Below are 23,327 nucleotides of genomic sequence, written 5' to 3'. Positions count from 1 at the left end.
CCATTGCCCCTCAGCCCCGGCCCCACCCCAAATGCAAAGAGCCGCCCTGCGGCGGCTCTCGATGAGATGCGAATGACGGTGTGGCGCGAGGCTCAGTTGAGCCGGGATTTCACTTCCGTCAGCGATGATTTGAACAGTTCGGCCGAGGTCTTGGCATCGACCTTGTCGGCTAGGACCTTGCCGGCGGCGGCGATGGCGACATCGACGGCCGTGGCGCGGACCTCGTTGACCGCCTCGAGCTCGGCCTGGGCGATCTTCTGCTCGGCAAGCTTGGTGCGGCGCGCGACATATTCCTCGGTCTTCTGCTTCGCCTCGTCGAGCAGGCCGTGAGCCTCGCGCTGGGCGATGGCGACGATCTCGCCCGCTTCCTTCTCGGCTTCCTTGCGCTTGCGCTGGTATTCGGCGAGCAGCGACTGGGCCTCCTCGCGCAGGCGGCGGGCCTCTTCAAGCTCGTCGCGGATCTTGTCGGCGCGCGCATCGAGCGACTTGCCGACAGTGCCCGGCACTTTCAGGTAGACGATGAGGGCCAGAAAGATGATCAGGCCGACCAGCGCATAGAATGTTGCATCGAAGTGCATGATGGTCTCCTCAGCCCCGTACCGATTTCACGGCGGCGGCAATGCTCGGCCTGTCGACCGTCCCGCCCAGGATCTTGCGCACGACTTCCGTCGCGGTGTCCTCGGCGATGGTGCCGACTTCCTGCATGGCCTTGTCCTTGATGGCGGCAATGCTGGCTTCGGCGTCGCTCAGCTTCTTTTCCAGCGCGGCGGAAATCTCCGCCTGCTCGGCTTCCGCCTTGGCCTTGGCCTCGTCGCGAGCCGTCTGCGCAATGGAATTCGCCTTGGCCTTGGCGTCGGCAAGTTCCTGTTCATAGGCAGCGAGCGCCTCGTCCGACTCCTGCTTCATCCGCGCGGCCTGGTCGAGATCCGTGGCGATACGATCGCGGCGGGTCTCGATCGTCCCGCCGATGCGCGGCAGGACCACGCGCGACAGGAAGAGGTAGAAGACGGCGAATGTCAGGGCCAGCCAGAGCAGCTGCGATGCGAAATGCGTTGAATCGAAGGGCGGGAACACGGCCTTCTCATGGCCGGCGCCAGTCTCGGTATGCGCCGTGGTGGCTCCATGCGCGTCAGCGCCGGGTGTACCATGCGCGTCAGCGCCGGGTGTACCATGGGCGTCAGCGCCGGGCGTTTCAGCCTGAGCGACTGTTGTTTCCGTTGTGGATGCGGCGTGAGCCGATGACACAAACATGCGTCGTCCCCTTGGGTTGATCCTCGAGCCGTTCGCCGCCCCGTGAGGGCAGGCCCGGCCTCGTCATTGTTGCGAATGTACCAGAGAACGCCGCTACGGCCCCGCTGAATTCGCCTCGATAGATGCTACTGGCTGCGCCTGGACGCAGCCAGTATGGCAGGCTGTCTGTTAAACAGCGAAGAGAAGCAGAAGAGCGATGAGCAGCGAGAAGATGCCCAGAGCTTCGGTAACGGCGAAGCCGAATACCAGGCGGCCGAACTGGCCGTCAGCTGCCGAAGGATTGCGCAGCGCACCGGAGAGATAGCTGCCGAAGATATTGCCGAGGCCGAGGGCCGTGCCAGCCATACCAAAACAAGCCAGACCTGCGCCGATGTACTTTGCTGCTACCGGATCCATATTAAACTCCTTTAGATCGAATGGTCATTGATAGATTTGCGTTTGGCGGAACCCGCCGGCGAAGTATTCCAGGACGGACCGGACCTCGAAGTCCGGGACCCGCCCCGATTTGGTGTCAGTGGCCGCCCGGATGGACCGCATCATTGAGATACATGCAGGTCAGCACCGTGAAGACATAGGCCTGCAGGAAAGCCACCAGGAATTCGAGGCCCGTCAGGGCGACCGTCATGGCCAGCGGCAGGATGGCGCCGCCGATGCCGACTGCGCCGAAAGCGCTGAGCGAGGCAACGAAGCCGGCAAAGACCTTGAGCGTGATGTGCCCTGCCAGCATGTTGGCGAAGAGACGAACCGAGAGGCTGATCGGACGCGACAGGAACGAGATGATCTCGATCGGCACGACGAGCAGCAGGAGCGGCGCCGGCACGCCCGAAGGCACGAAGACGCCGAGGAACTTGAAACCGTGCTTGGCAAAGCCGTAGACGAGCACCGTGCCGATGACCAGCACCGCCAGCGCGAAGGTGACGATGATCTGGCTGGTGACGGTGAAGAAATAGGGGAACATGCCGAGCATGTTGGCGACGAGCACGAACATGAAGAGCGAGAAGACGAAGGGGAAGAACTTCATCCCCGCGCTGCCCGCCGATTCGCGCAAGGTCGACGCCACGAATTCATAGGCCATTTCCGAGACCGACTGGAGCCGGGTCGGGATCAGGCCGCGATTGGAAGAGGTCAGATAGAGGAATGCGGAGGCGACGGCCACCGTCGCCACCATGAAGGCCGAGGAATTGGTGAAGGAAAGATCAACGCCGCCCACATGCAAGGGGATCCATTGCGAAATGTGGAACTGATGAATCGGATCGTTGGCCACTATTACCTCGTCTCTAATTTGTTCCTGCAGCCGGTTTTACTGGCTGAAGCCCTATTCCGTCTTGTCGCGGCCGGTGTCCTTGCCGGACTCCAATCCGCGATTTTCCGCCACACGGCCCGCCGCGCGCAGAACGTTCAGCGTGCCGGCACAAAAGCCAAGGAGAAGCAGAATGATCAGCCCCCATGGCGACGTGCCCAAAAACCGGTCGGCCAACCAGCCGAGGCCCGCACCCACCAGAACACCGGCGATGAACTCGCTCGACAACTTCATGGCCTGTGCGACACCGGAGGCGGTATCCGTCCCCTTGTCGTCCGAACCTTCGCCCGGCGCGACGCGTCTCGAACCGAGTTTCGATTCCAGCGCCCGGCGCCTCAGCTCCAGCTCTTCCGAAGTCGGTCCCCCACCCGCACCCTTCGCGGCTCCGACAGGACCAGACTTATCGGGATCGTTACCCGTGGCCAATGGCATGTCCTTTGCGCGCAGAATGCGGGTTTCACCCCGCTTCGAAGTCGCGCGCAACATATTGTTACGTTCCGCGCTAGTCAAGGCGCAACGGCAGGAGTCCCAAGGCTAATTTTCAGGCAGGATATCAATATGTTAGCCGAATATGACTATATGCCTCACCTCTCGCGCGCGTTTTTGCCGCCGATCGCGGCCTCTCGCGGCGGCAAATGGCATCCCGGGAAGCGCCGGGCGGCCGGGCCCGAACGCAAAGGGACGCCGAGACCGAGCTGCCGGGATCGGGCCGCCAGCCCCTAATGCCCGAATGCGCGTTCGAGCGCTGCCGGATCATTGTGCACCGCGAGCTTGTCCATGATCGTCGCGCTCGCCTCGTTCATGCCGACCACCTCGGCCTCGATGCCCTGCTTGCGGAATTTTAGCACGGCACGGTCGATCGCGCCGACGCCGGTGAGATCCCAGACATGGGCATGCGAAACATCGATGCGGACGAGACCCGGCCTTTCGTCGAAATCGACGGCATCGAGGAAATTGTCGGCGGTGGCGAAGAACAATTGCCCGTAGACGGTGTAGCTGCGGGTGCGCCCATCGGCGGAAAGCTCCGAGGCCACCCGGAATATCTGCGCCACCTTCCAGGCGAAGAAGATGCCCGACAGCAAGACGCCGACACCGACGCCGAGCGCGAGATTATGCGTGCCGACCACCGTGAACACCGTTGCCAGCATGACGATGCTGGAGCGGCGCGGATGGGTGCGCAGATCGTTCAGCGACGACCATGAGAAGGTGCCGATCGACACCATGATCATGATGGCGACGAGCGCCGGCATCGGGATGATGCGGACCCAGTCATCGAGCACGAGAAGCAGGACCAGCAGGAACGAGCCGGCGACGAAAGTCGAAAGCCGGCCGCGCCCGCCCGATTTCACATTGATGACCGACTGGCCGATCATGGCGCAGCCGGCCATGCCGCCGAGGAAGCCGGTGACGAAATTGGCGATGCCCTGGCCGACGCATTCGCGGTTCTTGTCGCTCTTGGTATCGGTCATCTGGTCGACGATGGATGCGGTGAGCAGGCTTTCCAGCAGCCCAACCGCCGCAACGCCGATGGAATAGGGCAGGATGATCCACAATGTCTCGAGATTGAACGGCACGTCGGGGATGAGGAAATGCGGCAGGCTGGAGGGAAGCTCGCCAAGATCGCCGACGGTGCGCACGTCCAATCCCAGCGCCAGCGTCGCAAGGGTCAGGACGATGATGCAGACCAGCGGCGACGGCACGGCCGTGGTGATGCGGGGGAAGAGGTAGATGATCACAAGGCCGGCCGCAATCATGCCGTAGGTGCCGACGGGCACGCCGACAAGCTCCGGCAATTGCGCCATGAAGATCAGGATCGCCAGCGCATTGACGAATCCCGTCAGCACCGAGCGCGAGACGAAGCGCATGACGCGGCCAAGCCGGGCGAAACCGGCGAGGACCTGCAGGATACCCGCAAGGATTGTGGCCGCCAGCAGGTATTGCAACCCGTAATCGCGGACGAGCGAGACCATGAGCACGGCCGTGGCGGCGGTGGCAGCCGAGATCATGCCGGGCCGCCCGCCGGTGATGGAGATGATCACGGCGATGGAAAACGAGGCATAGAGCCCGATTTTGGGATCGACGCCGGCAATGATCGAAAAGCCGATCGCCTCGGGAATGAGCGCCAGCGCCACGACGATGCCGGCGAGGACATCGCCGCGAATGTTGGAAAGCCAGTCGCGGCGCAATTGAGCGGGAAAAGACATGAATATCCCTGAATGGACAGCAAGACCTTCCGCGCGGCGTGGCGGTGTCGGAACGACGGGTCTTGCGGGATTGTCCGGCGGGTTGGCGGCCGGAAGAGCCACCCGGGGTTGCACCGGGTCCTTGTCACTACCGGTTCTATAGCGAACCGGGCCCGGCCTTGCAACAGCGGCCCGCCGCGTGGCCCGAACTTCCGTGTCTGGTGGAACTGCCGTGCCTAGATCCAGCCGCCACCATAGGTGCGGTAGAAGATGTGCGTGCCGATCTTGTCGACCCGCTTCATCGTGCGCGCCCAGTTGGGACGGACATAGGTGGCGTGGTAATGGGTGGCCGAGCCGACTTCGGGCAGGAATATGCGGCCGGAGGTTACCGCCATTGCCACTTCCTGCGCCATTTTCCAGTATTTCGGCTCAGTCACGTTGAGCTTGCGGCCTTCGCAGGCGAAGGAGAACTGGCAGCGGTTGATCCAGTCATTGTTCTGGTAGACGACATTGCAGATCGACTTCGGATAGGCGGGATTGCGGACACGGTTGAGGATGACCTGTGCCACCGCCGCCTGGCCCTTGACGCTCTCGCTGCGGGCTTCGAAATAGATGCCGGTGGCCAGGCATTTCTGCTCGGCCTTGCTGAAGACGGAAGGCGGCAATGGCGTTGCCAGCCATTCATGGTCGCCCTTGCCGAGCGGCGGAATGAACCGGCCACCCTGCTTCGGCTCCGTCAGGATGTTGTCGAAGGGCGAGGTCTTGTAATAATCCGGCGTCGACGGCGCATAGCCGAGGGCGAGCACGTCGGGCTGGTCATTGTTGACGAGCTCCGCCAGCATGGGCGAAAGATTGGAAGCGGGCTTCTCCGGCGCCCTGTCGTGGAACGCGCGCGCGATCTGGATTTCCTTGCCGGCGATCTTCGGCCTGGCAAAGGCCATCTCGACCTCGACGCCATGCGTGGGGCGGATGATCATGCTCGAACGTTGCAGGATCGAACCGGCGCTGAAGGCCTTGGGCGGCGTCTGCCGCTGGATCGAGACCACCCGGCCGCGCTTTTCCTTGCGGTTGATGCGCTCTTCGTCCGGCGTGATGTTCCCGCCCTTCAGCGCGCCCTTGATGGCGACGCGGCCGACGCCCGGCGCGTTGATGCCGCTGGCCGGCAGCGAGCCGGTGATCGCCTTGTCGTCGGTAAAAGCCATGTTGGCCTTCTGGATCGAGCCGGCGGGAGATTTCTCGAGATAGGCGGTCCAGCGCCCGCGCCCCGATTCGCTGCCCGAGATCAGGCTGGCCATGTCCTGGTAGCCGACCATGGTGGGCGAAAGGAGGTAGATGACGGCGCCGAGAACGAGTGGAGCGTAATTCCGATCTGCCTGATGCTTGCGAAGCCGGCCGCACGCCAGCAAGAACCCCGAGAAACGCACGCCGATACCCCACTCACGACCGAATAATCCTGTCGCCGAAAATGAAGCATTAACCTTGATGGAGAGTTAACGCCGGAGCTGTTGTCGCCTCCGGCGATGGCCTATCGCTTCTTGCGGGCGCGATTGGCGAAGGGATTGTCCGAGGTGCGCAGCACGACGCGGATCGGCACGCCGAGAATATCGAAGGTCTCGCGCAGGCCGTTGGTCAGGTAGCGGACATAGGAGGTCGGAAAGGCTTCCGGCCGCGAGCAGGAAATGACGAAGCCAGGCGGGCGCGTCTTCACCTGCGTGATATATTTTATCTTGAGCCGGCGTCCCGCCACGGCGGGGGGCGGATGATGGGCGATCACGCCTTCGAGCCAGCGGTTGAGCCGCCCGGTCGAGATGCGGCGGTTCCACATTTCATCGGTCGCGGCCACCGCCGCCATCAGCTTGTCGATGCCCTGGTTGCGCTCGCCGGAGATCGGCACCGCGCGGATGCCGCGCACCTGCGGCAGCAGCCTGTCGGTCTTCTCGCGCAGGTCGGCAAGGACCATCTGGCGGTTTTCCACCAGGTCCCATTTGTTGAAGGCGATGACCGGCGCGCGTCCCTCGCGGATGATGAGATCGGCGATCTGCAGATCCTGCTTCTCGAAGGGGATGGTGGCATCGAGGACGATGATGACGACTTCGGCAAAGCGGATCGCACGCAGCGCGTCGCCGACCGAAAGCTTCTCGAGCTTCTCCTGCACGCGCGCCTTGCGGCGCAGGCCGGCCGTATCGAACAGCCGGATCTTGCGGCCGTTCCATTCCCAGTCGGCCGAGATCGAATCGCGGGTGATGCCGGCTTCCGGCCCGGTCAGCAGGCGTTCCTCGCCAAGCATCGAATTGATGAGCGTCGACTTGCCCGCATTGGGGCGGCCGACAATGGCGATGCGCAGCGGCTTGGACGGATCGTAGGAGGGAATGTCCTCCGCATCCGGATCGTCGATATCGTCGCCGATCAGCTCGTCATGCGGGCGCGGCACCGCCGGTATGGTGACATTGGCGGCATCGCCCTCCTGCTGCGGCGCATGTTCGTCCGGAAACACCGTCTCCTCGCCCAGCGCCTCGACAATGGCGTCGCGCAGGTCGGGAAAGCCCTGGCCATGCTCGGCCGAAATGGGGCAAGGCTCGCCGAGGCCGAGCTGGTAGCTGTCATACATGCCGGATTCGGCGCCGCGCGCCTCCGCCTTGTTGGCGACGAGAATCACCTTCTTGCCGGAGCGGCGCACCAGATCGGCAAAGGTGACGTCGGCGGGGTTGATCCCGGCCTTGGCATCGACGACGAAGAGCACGAGATCCGCCTCGTCGATGGCGAGCTCGGTCTGCGCCCGCATCCGCCCTTCCAGCGACTGGCTCGCCACTTCCTCGAGGCCCGCCGTATCGATGACCTGGAAAGTCAGGTCGTAGAGCTTGGCGTCATGGATGCGCCGGTCGCGGGTAACGCCCGGCAGATCGTCGACGAGCGCGATCTTCTTGCCAACGAGGCGATTGAACAGCGTCGATTTTCCGACGTTCGGACGGCCGACAATGGCAAGGGTGAAGCTCATCGGCTCTCGTTCCTATCTCAGCCGGCAGCAGCGGCGGGCGAAGCGCCCGTGCTCTTGAGGAGATCGAGCATCTGGTCCGCGAACTGGCGGGCATTGCCCGGCGCGGCCTGATCGTCGGAAATCTGCTGGAACAGCTTGGTTGCGTCCTCGCCCCGGCCGGCCTTCCAGGCGGCAAGGCCGAGCGCCTCGCGCGCCGAATGCCGCATCGGGTTGTTGTCGGCGGCCAGCGCCTGCACGCGGTTGGCTACGTCGTCATAGGAGCCCGTGTCGATGAGGATGAAGGCAGCGCGCAGCTTCGCCAGGTCGCGGAGGGACTGCGGGATGGAACCGTCGGCGGCCACCTTGTCGAAGGCGGCGACGGCGCCCGCAAGGTCGCCCTTCTGCGCCAGCACGCCGGCGGAGCGCATCCGCGCCAGCACCGGATAGGCGCCATAGCCATCCTTTTCGAGTTCGGCGAGCGCCGCCACGGCCTCGTCATTCTTGCCCTCGCGCACGAGATTGAGCGCGGCCAGGAACTTGTCGCCCGATTGGGAAGCCTGCCTTTCGGTGTAATATTCGTAGAAGGCGAAGATGCCGGTGCCGATGACGACGGCGATCACGGCGCCGATCAGCACGGTGCCGTAGCGCTCCCAGAACGCCCGCATCTTGTCGGTGCGCAGTTCTTCATTCACCTCGCGGAAAAAGCCGTCGTCAGTCATGGTGCCTCTTGGCCGTATCGATTGTCATGGCGCGCGCATCAACGCGCAAAGTTCAGGGGCTTTTAGTCGTAAACGCCGCCGGATGTAAGGGCCTTGCACAAAATTGGCGTCAGATAGGCGAAATGCCGATCAAAAGCGCGTGCAGCTTCCACAGGAACAGGCCATAGAGCAGCACGCCGATGCCGATGGCCATGAGGTCGTTGGCCACCGGCCCCGGCGCGATATAGGGCGTGGTGAAGCCGGCCTCCGCCTGGCGCCTGATCGCAACGCGGTCGAAGATGGCCCAGACGAGAAACGACAGGAACAGGATCAGCGAGGCGAGGTCGCCATTGGCGAGGAGATGCGCCAGCGCCCAGATCTTGATGGCGACGAGCATCGGATGCTTGATCGCCGGCTTCAGCCGGCCCGGCCTCGCGATGAAGACGCCGAGAGAAATGAACGCCAGAAGCATCAGCAGCAGCGCGATATGCTTCATCCAGACGGGCGGCTCGTAGAGCACCGGCGCGACGAGCCTCGCCTGGCCGAAACCCCAGACGAGAAGCACGAGGCCGACGACCGAAACCAGCGAATAGAAGCCTTTCCACCGCCCCTCGCCCCATTGCTCCATCTTGGCCAGCCGCCATCGCGGCGCAACGATCCGGACCGAATGAATGCCGAGAAATATGATGATGCCAAGGATCAGTAACAACATGCAGGCGCCCTCCCCGCCACCATCTTAAAACCTTTCACCGGTGAAAGAAAAGAGCGCTGGTGGGGATGACCCTGCAATCAAACCGCCATGCTCATGGATATTCATGCAACCTCCACGATGACCCGATCATCGCCACAATTGCCAACTAGCGACAATATCCGTCCACCCCCATTTGAGCATCCGGGGAATATCTGGAGTATCATGCCGTCAGCGTCCCGCCTTGCCGCCACACTCATCATCCTTGCGTCCAGCACGGCGGCCCCGGCGGAAGAGGCGCAGCTGCGCGGCACCATCGGCACGCAGCCGCAATATGTGCTGATCTCGTTCGACAATGCCGGCAACAACGATCTGTGGGACCGCAGCCGGGCGCTCGCCCAGCGCTCCAATGCCAAATTCACCTATTTCCTGTCCTGCGTCTTCCTGATCGACCGCAAGGACCGCAAATCCTACCAGCCGCCGAGCATGGGCGCCGGCCGCTCCAATATCGGCTTTGCCGCCTCGCGCGAGGATATCGCCCTGCGGCTGGACAATATCTGGCGGGCGCGCAACGAGGGCAATGAGATCGCCAGCCATGCCTGCGGCCATTTCGACGGCAAGGACTGGTCGACGGCGCAATGGGAGACCGAGCTCGTCACCTACAAGTCGGTGCTGCGCGATGCCTGGGCCAGATATGGCCACGGCGCCGAACCTGCCGGGTGGAAAGGCTTCGTCGACGGGGAAATCCGCGGCTTCCGCGCGCCCTATCTGTCGGAGAGCCCGGCGCTGATCGCGGCGCTGAAGGCGCAGGACTATCTCTATGACGGCAGTGGCGTTTCGAGGGGGCCGGCCCTGCCGCAACGGTCGGGCGGGCTCTATCGCTTCGGGCTGCCGACCATCCCCGAAGGGCCGAAGGACCGGCCCGTCATCGCCATGGACTATAATCTCTTCGTGCGCCATTCCGGCGGCTTCGAGCGCAAGGACCATCTCGGCGAATTCGAGAACCGCGCATATGCGGCGTTCAAGGGCGCGTTCGAACGGCAATATGACGGCAAGCGCATCCCCTTCCAGATCGGGCTGCACTTCACGCTGATGAACGGCGATGCCTATTGGCGGGCGCTGGAGCGCTTCACGCAGGAAGTCTGCGTCAAACCCGATGTGCGCTGCGTCACCTACAGCGATTATATCCGGGAAACCGGCGGCATCGCCTCCGCCGCCGCTCACCACAGCCGGAGCGGCATCTAGGCTTCCGGGTGGCGGGCAAGCCAACCACCCTCACGCCGAGCTTGCCCTACCCCAGCGCCCGGGCCATCGAGCGGATCATGATTACGGCGGATGCGGCGCCGGGGTCCATGTGGCCGAGGGAGCGTTCGCCGAGCCGGGCGGAGCGGCCCTTGGTCGCCACCATCGCCCGGGTGGCCTCGGCCCCTGCAACGGCGGCCGCGACGGCGCGGTCCAGCGCATCCGGCAACGAGGCGCCGGCGGCGCGCGCCTCCTCCATGGCACGGGCGGCGGGCGCCCAGGCGTCGATCATGGTCTTCTCGCCCGGTTCCGCCTTGCCGCGGTCCTGGATGCCTTTGGCCATGGCGATGAAGCAGGCGCAGACATCGTCGTCGCCGAGCACCGGCTTGCCCTTGGCCGCCGCGCCCGCACGCATGAACGCCGTGGCATAGAGCGGCCCCGAGGATGCGCCGACGGCGTTGAGGAAGGATTTGGCGGCGGTATTGAAGATCGCCGACGGATCGCTCGCCGCCGGGTCGATGCCGTCCAGCGCCCTGGCGACGGCGGCAAAGCCGAGATCCATGGCAATACCGTGATCGGCATCGCCGATGACGCCGTCGAGTTCGCAGAGTTCGCCCTTGGCGGCGGCCATCGCAGCGGCAATGTCGCGGAACATTTGCGCAAGGATCGCAGGTGTGATCTCGCTCATTGCAGCCTCCTATCCGGCGCGGAACATGATGCAATCGCAGGGATGGTCGATCAACTCCTGCAACTCGTCATCGAGGTGCATGAGCGTGATGGAAGCGCCCGCCATTTCCAGCGAGGTGCAATAATTGCCGACGAGGCTGGTGTGCAGCGCGAGGCCGGCCGCGTCGAGCCGCTTCCGCACCTGGCGCATCAGGATGTAGAGCTCCATCAGCGGCGTCGAACCCAGCGAATTGACCAGCACGGCCACCCGGTCGCCGCTATCGGCGCCCATCTCGGCGAGTATCCGGTCCATCAGCGCATCGGCGATGGCATCGGCGGGCTGGAGCTCGCTGCGCGCTATGCCGGGCTCGCCGTGGATGCCCATGCCGACTTCCATTTCCGTTTCGCCGAGCGTGAAGTTCGGCTTCAGCGTCTGCGGCAGCGAACAGGGCGAAAGCGCGACGCCCATGGTGAAGGTGCGGTCATTGGCCTTGCGCGCGATACGCTCGCATTCGTCGATATCGAGGCCCTTGTCGGCGGCCGCACCCGCCGCCTTGAACACGAAGACATTGCCGGCGACGCCGCGGCGCTTGTCGCGCTGGTCCCGCGGCGCGGAGGCGACGTCGTCGGTGGTGAGGACCGTGCGTACCTCGATATCCTCCATCGCCGCCATCTCCGCGGCCATGTCGAAATTCATGACGTCGCCGGCGTAATTGCCATAGAGATAAAGGACGCCGGCGCCATTGCTGACCGCCCTGGTGCATTCGACGATCGGGTCCGGCGGCGGCGAGGCGAAGACATTGCCGATGGCCGCCGCGTCGGCGAGGCCCTTGCCGACAAAGCCGAGGAAGGAGGGTTCATGGCCCGAGCCGCCGCCAATGACCAGCCCGACCTTGCCGGGGCGCGGGCCATGGCGCGAAACGATGGAGCGGGGAGAGCCGTCGATGGCGAAAACCTTGTGCGAATGGGCGGCGAGCACCCCTTCGAGCATCTCGTCCACGGCATTGGCGCCGTCATTGATGATCTTCTTCGTCTTCACGGATTTTCCTCCCCGCCTGTTGCTGCCTGCCTACGCCGTGGCAAGCGCCAGCCTGGTGACCCGAATCTGAAGTTCGTCTGACGCTGCTGCAACAATGTAGTGAACTTCAGATTCGAAAGGCTCCGGCCCCTGCCGCCGTAGTCAGGCGTATTCCGATACCGCCACACTAGCGCGGGCCTGCAATATCTGCGAGCAGGCATTGGCCGCTTCCACACCCTTGACGACGAAATGTTCCTTGAAGAAGGCGATATGGGCTGGCGATTCCTGGAAATTATGCGGCGTCAGCACCGCCGAGAGCACCGGAATGTTCTGGTCGAGCTGGACGCGCATCATCGCATCGAGCACCGTGCCCGCGACGAAATCATGCCGGTAGATGCCGCCATCGACGACGAAGGCCGTTCCGAGGATCGCCGAAAAGCGGCCCGTGGCGGCAAGCGTCTGGGCATGGAGCGGGATTTCGAGTGCGCCCGGAACGTCGAAGATCTCGACGTCGGAAGCCTCGCCGCCGAGCGCGGTCCATTGCGTCACGAAGGAATTGACGCATTGATCGACGATATCGGCGTGCCAGCGGGCACGGATGAGGGCTATTCTGGTCTGGGGATGGGAAATTGCAGTCATTTATCTGGCCTTTCAAGGGTTTTGCCATTTTTCAATGATCCCTTGGGCGAACGCGCGAATCGGCGGCTCTCGTCGAAAGCTCCTATCCGCTTGTCCTCTTTCATCCGGACTATGACCGTCGGCTCCGGAATTCGACCGGATCTGCTGACCTTCCGGCACGCCGGAAGCGCTCGCGGGCTTCAGTGTCCGGGCTTGCACCCGGGCATCCGCTACCGCCGGTGGGGAATTTCGCCCCGCCCTGAGAACTACGCGGATGAATATATCCATGGCGGGAACGAGGTCAATCCCACCTTTCTCTGGATGAGCCGCCTGCATTTCTCCAACGGGCATTCCCCGACTGGCCCCAATTGGCACCAAGGCGGGATTCATAACCGGGACTGCACCAGCCATCAATTTTATTGGCTTGTCCGCCGGTTGGGCGGGGGTAATGTCCCGGCCATGAATCAAAGCTCCGCCACTCCCCTGCGCTATTCGCTCGGCGGTCTCGTCGCCATGGCGGTCGGCATGGGCATCGGCCGCTTCATCTATACGCCGATCCTGCCGGGCATGATGAGCGATCTCGGGCTCAGCCCCAGCGATGCGGGCATCATCGCCTCCGCCAATTTCCTCGGCTATCTCGTCGGCGCCGTCGTCGCCGGCTATGGCTGGGCCGCGGGCCGCGAGCGCGGCGTGATGCTGGCATCGCTCGGGCTGAGCGCCGCCCTCTGCCTGGCGATGGGCATCAGCAGCGACGTCTTGCTGCTGTCGCTGATCAGGTTCCTTGCCGGCGTCGCCAGCGCCCTCATGCTGGTTTTCGCCGCCACCATCGTCTTCAGCCATCTCGGCGCCGCCCGGCGTCTCGACCTGCAGGCGGTGCATTTCGGCGGCGTCGGCACCGGCATCGCGCTATCGGCACTGCTGGTGGCCGCCGGCACCAGCGCCGGCTATGGCTGGCGCGCCGACTGGATGGCCGCCGGGCTGGTTTCCTTCGCCGGCCTGCTGGCGGTCGCCCTGCTCATCCGCGACGGCCCCGTGCGCGACGGCTCCGGCAGCAAGGAACCGGCGATCCGCTGGACCGCAGCCTTCGTCAAGCTGAACATCGCCTATGCGCTGTTCGGCATCGGCTATGTCATCACCGCCACCTTCATCATCGCCATCGTGCGCGACAGCAATGGCGGGCCGTTCACGGAAGCGCTGGTCTGGCTGTGCACCGGCCTTGCCGGCATCGTCTCCGTCTGGGCATGGAACCCGGTCCTGCGCCGCGTCGGGCCGTTCCGCTCGCTGGCGCTCAGCCTGATCGCGCTCGCGGCGGGCGTCTCGGCCAGCGTCATCGTTCCCTCGCCCATCGGCCCGCTCATCGGCGGGCTGCTGCTCGGCTTCACCATCATGGTCATCACCGCCTTCGCGTTCCAGGCCGGGCGCGAACTCGTGCCGCTGGCGCCGCGGCGCATGATGGCCATCACCACGGCGGCTTTCGGCATCGGCCAGATCGTCGGCCCGCTCATCGGCGGCTACCTTGCGGATGTCAGCGGCAGCTTCACCTCCGCCACGCTGCTCGCCGCCGCCGGCCTCGTCATCGGCGCCTATTTTGCCTATTCGGCCGAGCCGGAAGCCCGATCCTAACATTAATTTAATACTTGCCCTTTGCACTTCGCCCAATTCTCGCTGATAAGCTGGCATCAGGTCTTGCGACTAAAGCAGCAGGAGCCAGAAAGGGCAGATCGACGTGTTCGTTTCATTTTTCCCCAAGCCGACGGCTTTCTTCATTTCCGCAGCGCTATGGTCATTGGCGGCCGTCCTGTTCTGGATGTTCGCCGGAGAACAGCTCGGCGCGGTGTTCGGCCTGCCGCCGGCAGACCCCGCCGCTCCGCCGGTCGTCGGCATCGGCATCTTCGTCACCCCGCCCTATCTCTGGCTCTATATCTATTTCGCCTTCTGCGTCGCGCTCTTCGCCGGGTTCTGGATGTGGTATGCGCCGCATAAATGGCAGGCATGGTCCGTCTGGGGATCGGCCTTCATCCTGTTCAGCACCTATTTCGACGTCCAGCTCAACATTGCCCTCAACACCTGGCGCGGCCCGTTCTTCGACCTGTTCCAGAAGGCGATTACCACGCCGAACTCCGTCCAGCCCTCCGAGCTCTATTATCTGCAATGGCTGTTTGCCGGGATCGGTTTCGTCAACATCATCCTCTTCGTCGGCACCAGCTTCTTCATCAGCCATTACGTCTTCCGCTGGCGCACGGCCATGAACGAATATTACATGGCGCACTGGCAGCAGCTGCGGCACATCGAGGGCGCCTCGCAGCGCGTGCAGGAAGATACGATGCGCTTCTCCTCGACGGTCGAGGGCCTGGGCGTCAGCCTGATCCAGGCGCTGATGACGCTGATCGCCTTCCTGCCGCTGCTGGCGCAGCTTTCGCACCACATCACCGAACTGCCGCTGATCGGGCAGATCCCCTATTCGCTGGTGGTCCTCGCCATCGTATGGTCATTGTTCGGCACCGGCATACTGGCGCTGGTCGGCATCAAGCTGCCCGGCCTGCAATTCCGCAACCAGCGCGTTGAGGCCGCCTACCGCAAGGAGCTCGTCCTCGGCGAGGACGACGCCGCGCGGGCGCAGCCGCCGACGGTCGCCGAACTCTTCGGCAATGTCCGCCGCAACTATTTCCGGCTCTATTTCCACTACACATATTTCAACGTGGTGCGCAGCCTCTACGGGCAGGCCGACGCCATCTTCCTCAACCTCATCCTGGTGCCGACCGTCGTCGCCGGCAAGATCACCATGGGCCTGTGGCAGCAGATCGCCACGGCGTTCGGGCAGGTGACGAATTCGTTCCAGTACCTGGTGACGTCGTGGACGACCATCGTCGAGCTGATGTCGATCTACAAGCGCCTCCGCGCCTTCGAGGCGGTCATCCATGACGAGCCGCTGCCGGAAATCGACCAGCACTATCTGGCAACCCAGAGCGAGGATGTGTAGGGGGCGGCCCTTCGGAGATCGGACCCGGCAACACTTATCCCCCTTTTTCGGATTAACCGGCTGTTTGGGGATGAATTTGGGGCCTCGGAAAAATATTTCTGAGGCCCGACGCCCTGCAAGCCCTTGTTTTCGCTTGCGGTCAGCGCGGAACGGTCCGCCAAAATGCGGTGGGATAAATGGAAACTTATCCCACCTCTCAGAAACCCGATTATTCTGTGCAGGTCCTTTCCAGTGGGGGAGCAGCTTCCGGAGCTGTTCGCAAGCTGGGAAAGGGTGGCGTTGCCGGATGGTCGGAAGTGACAACCCCGATCAACCAGCAAACTGCAGAAGGAAACGGAGGTAGCGCTTCGGTTTCCGGGTTGTTGCGTCTGACAAACGCAGCAACAGCAGGCAAAGACGTCGCGGGCGGTCTTCGGACCTCGACCCTGATACCTACTGACGCGCTGAAGACCGCCCGTCTCCCCCCATTTCAATGACCAGACGCGATTTTCGCGGGCGTGGTGCGGATTTTGCTTTTCAGCATCTCGAAAAGGGATTGCACCCCACCTCCCTCATGCTGAGCTTGTCGAAGCACGCACTATCTTGATGCAGCTCTAAAGAGACTGCACAAACGTTGCTGCGCCCTTCGACAAGCTCAGGATGAGGGAAATTGGATTGATTGCAAAAAGGGAGGGCGCTGAAATTTGAAACCTCGCAGAACTACCACCCGGCCAAACACCCAACCCCCTCAGAATGAGGGAGGTAGGTTCATTTGCAAGACGGTGGGGGCCAAGGTTTGAACCCCCACAGAACTCCCGCTACTTCCCGGCGTCGAGGCGGTCGATGGCATCGACATTGCCGGCGGAGGGGCCTGCGGGATCGAATTCCGATTTCAGCCAGGTATCGACGATGGCCTTTGCCAGCTCCGGGCCGATGACGCGCGCGCCCATGGTGATGATCTGCGCATTGTTGGATTTCGCCGCGCGCTCGGCCGAATAGGTGTCATGGGTCAGCGCGGCGCGGATGCCCGGCACCTTGTTGGCCGAGATGCAGACGCCGATGCCGGTGCCGCAGATGAGAATGCCGCGCTCGTTGCTGCCATCGATAATGGTTTGGGCAAGGTCGCGCGAAATATCGGCGTAGAAGCCCGGCTGGCTCATATCCGTCACCACCAGTTCGGCCTTGCCGGCCAGATGGGCGGCGATGACTTCCAGAAGCGGCTTGCCGGCGCTGTCGGCTCCAATTGCTACTTTCATGCTAGTTCCTTTCTTCAATTCAGCCTTTTCCCGGTAGCGCCGGTCAGATCGCCGCCGACACTTTCTGCAATATGCCCAGATAACCCTGCGAGGCCCAGGCGGAACGGCCGATGAAAAGCCCGTCAATATGTGGGCAGGCGATGAGCTCGGCGCAATTGTCCGGATTGACGCTGCCGCCATAAAGAACGGGCGGCGCCTTGCCAAGTATCGCGCCGGCGATATCGGCGATGCGCGCCTGCCTTTCGTCCGCATAGGCGGACGTTGCCGGAATGCCGTTGACGCCGATGGCCCAGACCGGCTCATAGGCAAAGAGGATCGGCACGTCGCGCGGCGCCTCGCCGGCAAGGGCAAGCGCGCCCTCCACCTGCCGCTTCAACACGGCGTCTGCCTCCCCCGCCTCGCGCTCGGCCAGCGTCTCGCCGATGCAGATCAGCGGAACGAGCCCGTGGCGCAGCGCCGCCGCGACCTTCAGGCCGACGGTCCGGTCGGTCTCGCCGAAATGTTCGCGGCGCTCCGAATGGCCGAGTTCCACCAGGTCGAGATTGCAATCCTTCAGCATCAGCGGCGAAATCTCGCCCGTCCAGGCGCCCGAATCGTCCCAATGCATGTTCTGCGCCCCGACCTTGACGCTGGTGTCCTTCAATATCTCCTTCACCTGCCGCACCGCCGTGAATGGCGGAATGACGAAGCGCTGCACCCGCCCGTCCCGCCCGCCATCGGCTTTGGCGAGATCGACCGCGAAGGCCGCAGCCTCCGGCAGCGTCTTGTTCATCTTGAAGCTGGTGCCTACCCAAAACATGCTCATTTCTCTTTCCCGTATCGTCAGAATCAGCGGTTGAAGCCGGTATCGATGTAAGGCTCCCAGAATTCAACCGATTCCCGGATCATGTCGACGACAAGATGATCCGTCGGCTCCCTTTCGCGGAACGACAGTTCCAGGCATATCTCGTTATCGGTGCCGCCACCCTGCCTGACGGTGGCGAGGAACTTCTCCGGCGTGATGCGGCCATCGGCATTATGGGTGGCGGTGAACGGCCAGTGGCCGCCCTTGTTCATCGACGACTGCTTGATGTGGATGATGGGCGATTCCTTCGGAAAGGCCGCCGCCCAGGCATAGGGATCGATGTCGGCGGGATTGCTGGAGGTGACGTCGCCATGGTCGATATCGACCATCATCAGCAGCGGAATGGCGAGATCGGAGGCCTGCAGCCGGTCATGCAGCTCGCGGCAGGCGGCGATCGTATGGCCGAATTCGCGGCCGACCGACATCGGCTCCCAGAACAGATAGGACAGGCCCGCCTCGCGCCCATGCTCGGCCACCTCGCGCCAGCAATCGATGGCGATCTTCATCATCGCCTCGCGCCGCGCCGGGTCGTCATAATCCCTGTGGGTGAAGATGGCGAACTGCGTGCCGATGGCCGGTGCGCCGAGCTCGGCCGAAATATCGGCGAAGGTCTTGAACCAATCGACATAGTAGCGCCGCACATCGGCGTCGGGATGGCCGAAATGGTTGAGCCTGCCATAGGGCCCGGTCATGCCCGAGGTGATCCTGACGCCGGTACGCGCCAGCGCCCGCCGGAACAGGCGCACATGGCGGGCGATGGTCGCGGCCGGCCATGACGGGTTGATGAACTCATGGGTAAGCTGCACGTTGCCGATCCTGATCCTGCCGGCAATCGTGTCGATCAGGTCGTCCGCCTCGGCGAAGCGGTTTACCAGCGGATTGGTGTTGAGCGAAAGTTTGAAACCCATGAAGTCAGATCCTGTTCTACCAGCTGAAACGTTCGGCGACGTAATCCGGCCTGGCATCATGGCGCCGGAACAACCGGTCGAGTTCGGCCTCGTCCGCATCGGCAAGGATGCCGGTCTTGACCAGCATCGAGCTCAGCCCTGCCCGCGCCGCGCCCGCTATGTCATGCTCGATGCTGTCGCCGATGCAGCAGATGCGCTGCGGATGGCCGAGAAACTCCAGCGCCCAATCATAGATATCGGGGAAGGGCTTGCCGATCCAGCGCACGGTGCCGCCGAGTTCGCCATAGAGTTCGGCGATGCGGCCGGCGCCGAACGAGGTGCCGTCGCGGGTCAGCATGATCTTGTCGGGGTTGGTGCAGAGGCAGGGCACGCCGCGCCGCGCCGCCGGGGCGAGCAGGCGCTCGTAATGGCCGAGATCATGGATGTCGCCCTCGCTCGCGGCGATGAGGATCGTATCGGCATCCTCGCCGCTTTCGGTGCGCACGATGTCCAGCCCGTCGATCGGCGAGGTGTCGCCGTCGCGGCTGATCAGCAGGCAGCGGCTGGACGCCCGCCCGGCGCTTTCGCGGGCGAGAATATGCCAGGCCACTTCGCCGGAGGTCAGGAACATGTCCCAGCTGTCGCGGTCGAAGCCGAGCGCGGCGAGCCGCTTGCCATTGCCGGCGGAACGCTTGCCCGAATTGGAAAGGATGATGATCTTCGCGCCGCTGCGCTTCAGCCGGGCCAGCGTCGCGGCGGCTTCCGGATAGGCGCCGCGCCCGTCCCGGAGCACGCCGAACTGGTCGATGAGAAAGGCGTCGAAGCCCGGCGCCAGCTCGCGCAGGCCGCGCACATGCTGCGGATCGGTCATAGCTTGCCCGCCTCGCGCGCACCGAGCAGCGCCAGCCTTGCGGTGCCGGCGGCCGCTTCCTCGGACAGGACCGGCGGCATGGGCACGCCGAGCCGCCTTGCCCTGATCGCCGCCCAGACGGTGTTCTTCGCGCCGCCGCCGACGCTGCGGACCGATTGCAGCAGCGGCGCGCCGAGTTCGGCCAACCGGCCATAGGCGAGCTGCTCGATCGAGGCGATGCCCTCGAAGATCGCCTGCAGGAACGCGGCATCGCCGGTGGCCCGCGGCGTCATGCGCGGGCGCATCAGCGGGTCGTTGAAGGGAAAGCGCTCGCCCTGCCCCGGCAGCGGATAATAGTCGAGACCGGTCTCGGCGGAGGGGTCGATTTCCGCCGACAGGCGCTCGATCGCCGCATTGTCGAAATAGCGCGCCAGTACCGCGCCGCCGCTGTTGGAAGCGCCGCCGGCGAGCCACATATCGCCGATGCGATGGCTGTAGAGCCCGAATTCCGGCGCGAACAGCGGCTGTCCGGACAGCATCTTGATGGTCAGCGTGGTGCCGAGCGCGGTAACGCCATCGCCCGGACGGTCGGCGCCGGTGGCAAGGAACGAGGCGCAGCCATCCGTGGTGCCGGCGACGATCACGACATCCGCGCCGAGGCCGAAACCGGCGGCGGCCTTGGGCGATATCGGCGCGACCGGGGCCCCGGCGGGGACGATCCGCGGCAGCAGCGCCCGGTCCATGCCCGTCCGCGCCAGCCATTCGGGCCATTGGCGGGCAACGGGATCATAGCCGGTCTTCAGCGCATTGTTCTCGTCCGATGTATCGTAGCTGCCGGTGAGGTTGCCCATCAGCCAGTCAGCCTGGTGCACGATATGCGCAAGGCCGTCTATGCCCTTGAAGCGCAGCGCCTTGGCAAGACCCGACGTCGCGCCATGGGCCGCGCTGTCGGCGGGCGCATGTTCGGCGATGCGCGCCAGTATGGCCTCGTCCGTCACCGGGTCGTTATACATCAGCGGTTCGGCCAGCGGCATGCCGCGCGCATCCACCGCAAGCACGGTGCCCGAGGTGCCGTCGATGGCGATGGCGCGGACCCGCGCGCGGTCGAGCTTGGCCAGCAGGGCCTTCAGCGCAAACTCCACGGCGGCGCGCCAGCCTTCCGGATCGCGGTGGTCCGAGGAGAAATCGGCGAGCTTTGCCGCCGCAACGGCGCTGATCTCGAAGCCGGGTGTCATGGCGACGGCCCGTGCGCCCGAGGTTCCGACGTCTATGCCGATGACCAGCGGTTCGTTCATCGCGCCGCACCCGCGGCAAGGTTCAGCGTCTGCCGGTATTTTTCCGCGTCCCAGCCGAGGAGCTCGGCATTCTCGGCATCCGTCAGATAGCGCAGCCGCGCCCCTTGCGGGATGCGGGCCGTCACGTCGGACAGGCAGCGCGCGAGGGCGAGCGCACCGGCACTGGCATCGGCGGCGACGAGGACACCCTTGCCGGGAAAGAGCAGCGCCGGCGGCAGCGCCGGGCCGTTGCGCTTCGCCTCATCCTCGAGCGAATGCACCGCCTCCCCGGCCAGCAACGATCCCTTGCCGAGAAAGATCACATGATCGGGATAGAGGCTGCCACCGGCGGCGAAGGCGCAGCTGGTCTCGTCGGTCGCGACGTGGTGGATGGCCTCATCGTCCGGCAGGCGATACCCGCTGCCCGCCGCGAGACGCTGCAGCGCGGCGAGATCGGCGGGGCGCGGCGGGCGCGCGGGCAAGGCCAGGCGCCGCGACATGTCGGCAAGCAGAGCCTCGGCCGCGCCGACCGTTTCGGCCGCCACCGCAAGGCCGTGATTGCCAAGCACGAGCACGCTCGTCCCCGGCCTGATGCGCGCCGCGATCGCCCGGGCGAGCGGCAGGCCCGGCCGCGCATAGGGCACGAAGGCATGGGGGATGCCGGCGAGCCGCGAAGCGACCAGCTCTTCGGCGTTCTCCTGCACCGCATGGGCGATGGTCGCGGTGCAATGGACATGCACGACCACTTTCTGCGGCATCAGCGCATGCACGGTGGTCTCGATGGAGGGCCGCAGGCCGGAGGGATTGCGATCGTCCAGCACATATTGCTGGGCCTTTTCGGCCGAGGGATCGTCGCCCGCCACCGCATCCAGAAGCGGTTGCAGCGCCACCGGCACCATGATGTCGCGGCTGCGCGCATCCCTCAGCCACAGCCCGGAAGCCTTGATCCAGAGCACGCCGTCCTGCTTGATCGACGTATTGCCGCCCGCGCCCTGGACAAGCGCCGGATCGGCGCCGACGCGGGCGGAAAGGTCGAGAAGCGCTTCGAATTCACTGTTCATCGCTTTGCTCCCGCCACCGGACGCTTCTCGCCTCGCGCCTGCCACCAGGCGTTGAATGCCGCCACTTCCCCGCCCGACATATGCAGGCCGTGCTTGGTGCGGCGGGTCAATATGTCGTCGGGATCGTCGGCCCATTCCGTGGCGATGAGGAACTCCACCTCGCGCTCGTAGCAGAGCCGGCCGAAAGCGCGGCCAAGATCGTCGAGCGATTGCGCCGGCCCTATCAATTCGTGCAGCCGCGTGCCGTAGAGCCGCGAATAATGCTTGGCGAGCGCGCTCGGCAGCCAGGGATAGCGCAGATGGACATCGCCGAGGAACTGCTCGAAATCCGCGCCCGGCATGTCGCCGCCCGGCAGCGTGGCCTTTGCGGTCCACGCCTCGCGCATGGCGGGGAAGAACGGCTTCAGCTTCTCCAGCGCATGTTCGGAGAGCTTGCGGAAGGTGGTGATCTTGCCGCCGAAGACGGAGAGCAGCGGCGCATTGCCGCCGGCGGCATCGACCTCGAAAATATAGTCGCGGGTAACGGCGCTCGGATTCTCGGCATTGTCGTCGTAGAGCGGCCGCACGCCGGAGAAACTGTGAACGATATCCTCGCGCAGCAATTGCTGCTTGAAGTAGCGGTTGACCGATCTGAGCAGGTAGCCGATCTCGTCTTCGTCGGCGGCGACGTCCTCGGGACGCCCTTCATAGGGAATGTCGGTGGTGCCGATCAGCGCCAGATCGTTCTCGTAGGGATTGATGAAGATGACGCGCTTGTCCGGGTTCTGGACGAGATAGGCCTGCCGTCCCTCCCAGAATTTCGGCACGATGATATGGCTGCCCTTGACCAGCCGCACGTTGCGGTTGGAATTGAGGCCGCCTACCCTTCCGATCACGTCATTGACCCATGGCCCCGCCGTATTGACGACGCAGCGCGCCCGGACGGTGCGCTTCGCGCCGGTGCGGGCATCGGTCATCTCCACGGTCCAGATGCCATCGCTGCGCCTGATCGAGGTGCAGGCCGTGCGCGTGTGGATCTCGGCGCCGAGCCGCGCCGCGTCGAGCGCGTTGAGCAGGACGAGACGCGCATCGTCGACCCAGCAATCGGAATATTCGAACGCCTTGCGATAATCGTTCTTGAGCGCGGCGCCCTCCGGCGCGGTGCGCAGGTCGAGCGCGCGGGTACCCGGCAGGCGCTTGCGGCCGCCGAGATGATCGTAGAGAAACAGGCCGAGCCGCACCAGCCATGCCGGGCGGTCGGCCGGATTGTGCGGCAGCACGAAACGCATGGGCCAGATGATATGCGGCGCCGATTCGAGCAGCACTTCGCGTTCGATCAGCGCCTCGCGCACCAGGCGGAACTCGTAATATTCGAGATAGCGCAGGCCGCCATGCACCAGCTTGCCGGAGCGCGAACTCGTGCCCTGCGCCAGATCGTCCTTCTCGCAGAGAAGCACCGAAAGACCGCGCCCGGCAGCATCGCGCGCGATGCCGGCGCCATTCACGCCGCCGCCGATGACGAACAGGTCATATGTTCCGGTTTGCGAACTCACGTTCATTTCCATACTCAGCTTTGGCT

General features: G+C 64.3%; 23 protein-coding genes, 1 riboswitch and 1 other annotated feature. Of the genes, 3 read left to right on the top strand and 20 right to left on the bottom strand.

Annotation, left to right across the window (positions count from 1 at the left end; translation table 11 throughout):
- Positions 1-92: 92 nt before the first annotated feature.
- From OSJ75_RS13710 to OSJ75_RS13665, 10 genes are all read right to left on the bottom strand, one after another.
- Positions 93-578, bottom strand: a complete 486-nt coding sequence (locus tag OSJ75_RS13710) for a F0F1 ATP synthase subunit B (protein ID WP_267228462.1) — start codon at positions 576-578, stop codon at positions 93-95.
- A 10-nt stretch (positions 579-588) separates the two neighbouring features.
- On the bottom strand, positions 589-1,251 hold the full coding sequence (locus OSJ75_RS13705; RefSeq protein WP_267228461.1) for a F0F1 ATP synthase subunit B: 663 nt from the start codon (positions 1,249-1,251) through the stop codon (positions 589-591).
- A gap of 168 nt (positions 1,252-1,419) precedes the next feature.
- The gene (locus OSJ75_RS13700; RefSeq protein ID WP_008125314.1) at positions 1,420-1,647 is read right to left on the bottom strand and encodes a F0F1 ATP synthase subunit C; all 228 of its coding nucleotides are present in this window, start codon (positions 1,645-1,647) and stop codon (positions 1,420-1,422) included.
- Between the two features lie 115 nt (positions 1,648-1,762).
- Entirely contained in the window at positions 1,763-2,515 is a 753-nt protein-coding gene (locus tag OSJ75_RS13695) for a F0F1 ATP synthase subunit A (protein WP_250014921.1), read from the bottom strand.
- A 51-nt stretch (positions 2,516-2,566) separates the two neighbouring features.
- Positions 2,567-2,977, bottom strand: coding sequence for an AtpZ/AtpI family protein (locus tag OSJ75_RS13690; RefSeq protein WP_250015443.1), 411 nt, complete (start codon positions 2,975-2,977; stop codon positions 2,567-2,569).
- Positions 2,978-3,270: 293 nt separating this feature from the next.
- Positions 3,271-4,755, bottom strand: coding sequence for a SulP family inorganic anion transporter (locus tag OSJ75_RS13685; RefSeq protein WP_267228460.1), 1,485 nt, complete (start codon positions 4,753-4,755; stop codon positions 3,271-3,273).
- Positions 4,756-4,823: 68 nt separating this feature from the next.
- Positions 4,824-4,879 (bottom strand) — a sequence feature (sul1 is cis-regulatory element that is thought to sense ions involved in sulfur or methionine metabolism; They are found in Alphaproteobacteria).
- A 91-nt stretch (positions 4,880-4,970) separates the two neighbouring features.
- Positions 4,971-6,137: a cell wall hydrolase gene (locus OSJ75_RS13680; protein ID WP_416362564.1), complete on the bottom strand. Its 1,167-nt coding sequence runs from the start codon at positions 6,135-6,137 to the stop codon at positions 4,971-4,973.
- Positions 6,138-6,259: 122 nt separating this feature from the next.
- The gene (der, locus tag OSJ75_RS13675) at positions 6,260-7,729 is read right to left on the bottom strand and encodes a ribosome biogenesis GTPase Der (RefSeq protein ID WP_250014924.1); all 1,470 of its coding nucleotides are present in this window, start codon (positions 7,727-7,729) and stop codon (positions 6,260-6,262) included.
- A 17-nt stretch (positions 7,730-7,746) separates the two neighbouring features.
- Positions 7,747-8,427 carry a tetratricopeptide repeat protein gene (locus tag OSJ75_RS13670; protein ID WP_250014925.1) on the bottom strand — a complete coding sequence of 227 codons (681 nt, stop codon included), beginning with the start codon at positions 8,425-8,427 and terminating at the stop codon, positions 7,747-7,749.
- Positions 8,428-8,536: 109 nt separating this feature from the next.
- Positions 8,537-9,118, bottom strand: a complete 582-nt coding sequence (locus OSJ75_RS13665; RefSeq protein ID WP_267228459.1) for an NnrU family protein — start codon at positions 9,116-9,118, stop codon at positions 8,537-8,539.
- A 201-nt stretch (positions 9,119-9,319) separates the two neighbouring features.
- Between OSJ75_RS13665 and OSJ75_RS13660 the strand changes: the two genes are divergently transcribed.
- Positions 9,320-10,339, top strand: a complete 1,020-nt coding sequence (locus tag OSJ75_RS13660; protein WP_267228458.1) for a polysaccharide deacetylase — start codon at positions 9,320-9,322, stop codon at positions 10,337-10,339.
- A 46-nt stretch (positions 10,340-10,385) separates the two neighbouring features.
- Here the strand turns inward: OSJ75_RS13660 and dhaL are convergent, their stop codons facing one another.
- The 3 genes from dhaL to OSJ75_RS13645 form a co-directional block, all read right to left on the bottom strand.
- Positions 10,386-11,024, bottom strand: coding sequence for a dihydroxyacetone kinase subunit DhaL (gene dhaL, locus OSJ75_RS13655; RefSeq protein ID WP_267228457.1), 639 nt, complete (start codon positions 11,022-11,024; stop codon positions 10,386-10,388).
- 9 nt (positions 11,025-11,033) lie between these two features.
- A complete protein-coding gene (locus OSJ75_RS13650; protein ID WP_323748400.1) occupies positions 11,034-12,041 on the bottom strand; it encodes a dihydroxyacetone kinase subunit DhaK in 1,008 nt (335 codons plus the stop codon).
- Positions 12,042-12,182: 141 nt separating this feature from the next.
- Positions 12,183-12,659: a 6,7-dimethyl-8-ribityllumazine synthase gene (locus OSJ75_RS13645; protein WP_267228456.1), complete on the bottom strand. Its 477-nt coding sequence runs from the start codon at positions 12,657-12,659 to the stop codon at positions 12,183-12,185.
- Between the two features lie 88 nt (positions 12,660-12,747).
- A riboswitch (FMN riboswitch) is annotated at positions 12,748-12,909 on the bottom strand.
- 188 nt (positions 12,910-13,097) lie between these two features.
- Between OSJ75_RS13645 and OSJ75_RS13640 the strand changes: the two genes are divergently transcribed.
- Positions 13,098-14,261 (top strand): YbfB/YjiJ family MFS transporter, encoded by a 1,164-nt coding sequence (locus OSJ75_RS13640; protein ID WP_250014932.1) that lies wholly within the window; start codon positions 13,098-13,100, stop codon positions 14,259-14,261.
- Between the two features lie 103 nt (positions 14,262-14,364).
- Positions 14,365-15,618 carry a peptide antibiotic transporter SbmA gene (gene sbmA / locus OSJ75_RS13635; protein ID WP_250014935.1) on the top strand — a complete coding sequence of 418 codons (1,254 nt, stop codon included), beginning with the start codon at positions 14,365-14,367 and terminating at the stop codon, positions 15,616-15,618.
- A 797-nt stretch (positions 15,619-16,415) separates the two neighbouring features.
- Here sbmA and OSJ75_RS13630 read toward each other — a convergent pair.
- From OSJ75_RS13630 to OSJ75_RS13600, 7 genes are read right to left on the bottom strand one after another with little or no spacing between them, the layout of a single operon-like run.
- Positions 16,416-16,853, bottom strand: a complete 438-nt coding sequence (locus tag OSJ75_RS13630; protein ID WP_267228455.1) for an RpiB/LacA/LacB family sugar-phosphate isomerase — start codon at positions 16,851-16,853, stop codon at positions 16,416-16,418.
- Between the two features lie 43 nt (positions 16,854-16,896).
- On the bottom strand, positions 16,897-17,658 hold the full coding sequence (locus tag OSJ75_RS13625; RefSeq protein ID WP_267228454.1) for a triose-phosphate isomerase: 762 nt from the start codon (positions 17,656-17,658) through the stop codon (positions 16,897-16,899).
- Positions 17,659-17,681: 23 nt separating this feature from the next.
- Entirely contained in the window at positions 17,682-18,605 is a 924-nt protein-coding gene (locus OSJ75_RS13620) for a sugar phosphate isomerase/epimerase family protein (RefSeq protein ID WP_267228453.1), read from the bottom strand.
- A 16-nt stretch (positions 18,606-18,621) separates the two neighbouring features.
- Entirely contained in the window at positions 18,622-19,455 is an 834-nt protein-coding gene (locus OSJ75_RS13615) for a TIGR01459 family HAD-type hydrolase (RefSeq protein ID WP_267228452.1), read from the bottom strand.
- Positions 19,452-20,729 carry an FGGY-family carbohydrate kinase gene (locus OSJ75_RS13610; RefSeq protein ID WP_267228451.1) on the bottom strand — a complete coding sequence of 426 codons (1,278 nt, stop codon included), beginning with the start codon at positions 20,727-20,729 and terminating at the stop codon, positions 19,452-19,454. Before OSJ75_RS13610 ends, OSJ75_RS13615 begins: the two co-directional genes overlap by 4 nt.
- Positions 20,726-21,769, bottom strand: a complete 1,044-nt coding sequence (locus OSJ75_RS13605) for a class II aldolase/adducin family protein (protein ID WP_267228450.1) — start codon at positions 21,767-21,769, stop codon at positions 20,726-20,728. The genes OSJ75_RS13610 and OSJ75_RS13605 overlap by 4 nt, the downstream gene beginning before the upstream one ends.
- Positions 21,766-23,307 (bottom strand): glycerol-3-phosphate dehydrogenase, encoded by a 1,542-nt coding sequence (locus OSJ75_RS13600; RefSeq protein ID WP_267228449.1) that lies wholly within the window; start codon positions 23,305-23,307, stop codon positions 21,766-21,768. Before OSJ75_RS13600 ends, OSJ75_RS13605 begins: the two co-directional genes overlap by 4 nt.
- Positions 23,308-23,327: the final 20 nt, after the last annotated feature.

The sequence above is a fragment of the Phyllobacterium sp. 0TCS1.6A genome, from assembly GCF_026420825.1.
In the GTDB taxonomy this organism is placed as follows: Bacteria; Pseudomonadota; Alphaproteobacteria; order Rhizobiales; family Rhizobiaceae; genus Phyllobacterium.
This window is presented reverse-complemented; position numbering and strand designations above follow the sequence as displayed.

Excerpts from the sequence above, each read along its gene's own strand:
- OSJ75_RS13710 (WP_267228462.1), bottom strand. The coding sequence starts at position 578 with ATGCACTTCGATGCAACATTCTATGCGCTGGTCGGCCTGATCATCTTT.
- OSJ75_RS13705 (WP_267228461.1), bottom strand. The coding sequence starts at position 1,251 with ATGTTTGTGTCATCGGCTCACGCCGCATCCACAACGGAAACAACAGTC.
- OSJ75_RS13700 (WP_008125314.1), bottom strand. The coding sequence starts at position 1,647 with ATGGATCCGGTAGCAGCAAAGTACATCGGCGCAGGTCTGGCTTGTTTT.
- OSJ75_RS13685 (WP_267228460.1), bottom strand. The coding sequence starts at position 4,755 with ATGTCTTTTCCCGCTCAATTGCGCCGCGACTGGCTTTCCAACATTCGC.
- der (WP_250014924.1), bottom strand. The coding sequence starts at position 7,729 with ATGAGCTTCACCCTTGCCATTGTCGGCCGTCCGAACGTCGGAAAATCG.
- OSJ75_RS13670 (WP_250014925.1), bottom strand. The coding sequence starts at position 8,427 with ATGACTGACGACGGCTTTTTCCGCGAGGTGAATGAAGAACTGCGCACC.
- OSJ75_RS13665 (WP_267228459.1), bottom strand. The coding sequence starts at position 9,118 with ATGTTGTTACTGATCCTTGGCATCATCATATTTCTCGGCATTCATTCG.
- OSJ75_RS13660 (WP_267228458.1), top strand. The coding sequence starts at position 9,320 with ATGCCGTCAGCGTCCCGCCTTGCCGCCACACTCATCATCCTTGCGTCC.
- dhaL (WP_267228457.1), bottom strand. The coding sequence starts at position 11,024 with ATGAGCGAGATCACACCTGCGATCCTTGCGCAAATGTTCCGCGACATT.
- OSJ75_RS13645 (WP_267228456.1), bottom strand. The coding sequence starts at position 12,659 with ATGACTGCAATTTCCCATCCCCAGACCAGAATAGCCCTCATCCGTGCC.
- OSJ75_RS13640 (WP_250014932.1), top strand. The coding sequence starts at position 13,098 with ATGAATCAAAGCTCCGCCACTCCCCTGCGCTATTCGCTCGGCGGTCTC.
- OSJ75_RS13630 (WP_267228455.1), bottom strand. The coding sequence starts at position 16,853 with ATGAAAGTAGCAATTGGAGCCGACAGCGCCGGCAAGCCGCTTCTGGAA.
- OSJ75_RS13625 (WP_267228454.1), bottom strand. The coding sequence starts at position 17,658 with ATGAGCATGTTTTGGGTAGGCACCAGCTTCAAGATGAACAAGACGCTG.
- OSJ75_RS13620 (WP_267228453.1), bottom strand. The coding sequence starts at position 18,605 with ATGGGTTTCAAACTTTCGCTCAACACCAATCCGCTGGTAAACCGCTTC.
- OSJ75_RS13615 (WP_267228452.1), bottom strand. The coding sequence starts at position 19,455 with ATGACCGATCCGCAGCATGTGCGCGGCCTGCGCGAGCTGGCGCCGGGC.
- OSJ75_RS13610 (WP_267228451.1), bottom strand. The coding sequence starts at position 20,729 with ATGAACGAACCGCTGGTCATCGGCATAGACGTCGGAACCTCGGGCGCA.
- OSJ75_RS13605 (WP_267228450.1), bottom strand. The coding sequence starts at position 21,769 with ATGAACAGTGAATTCGAAGCGCTTCTCGACCTTTCCGCCCGCGTCGGC.
- OSJ75_RS13600 (WP_267228449.1), bottom strand. The coding sequence starts at position 23,307 with ATGAACGTGAGTTCGCAAACCGGAACATATGACCTGTTCGTCATCGGC.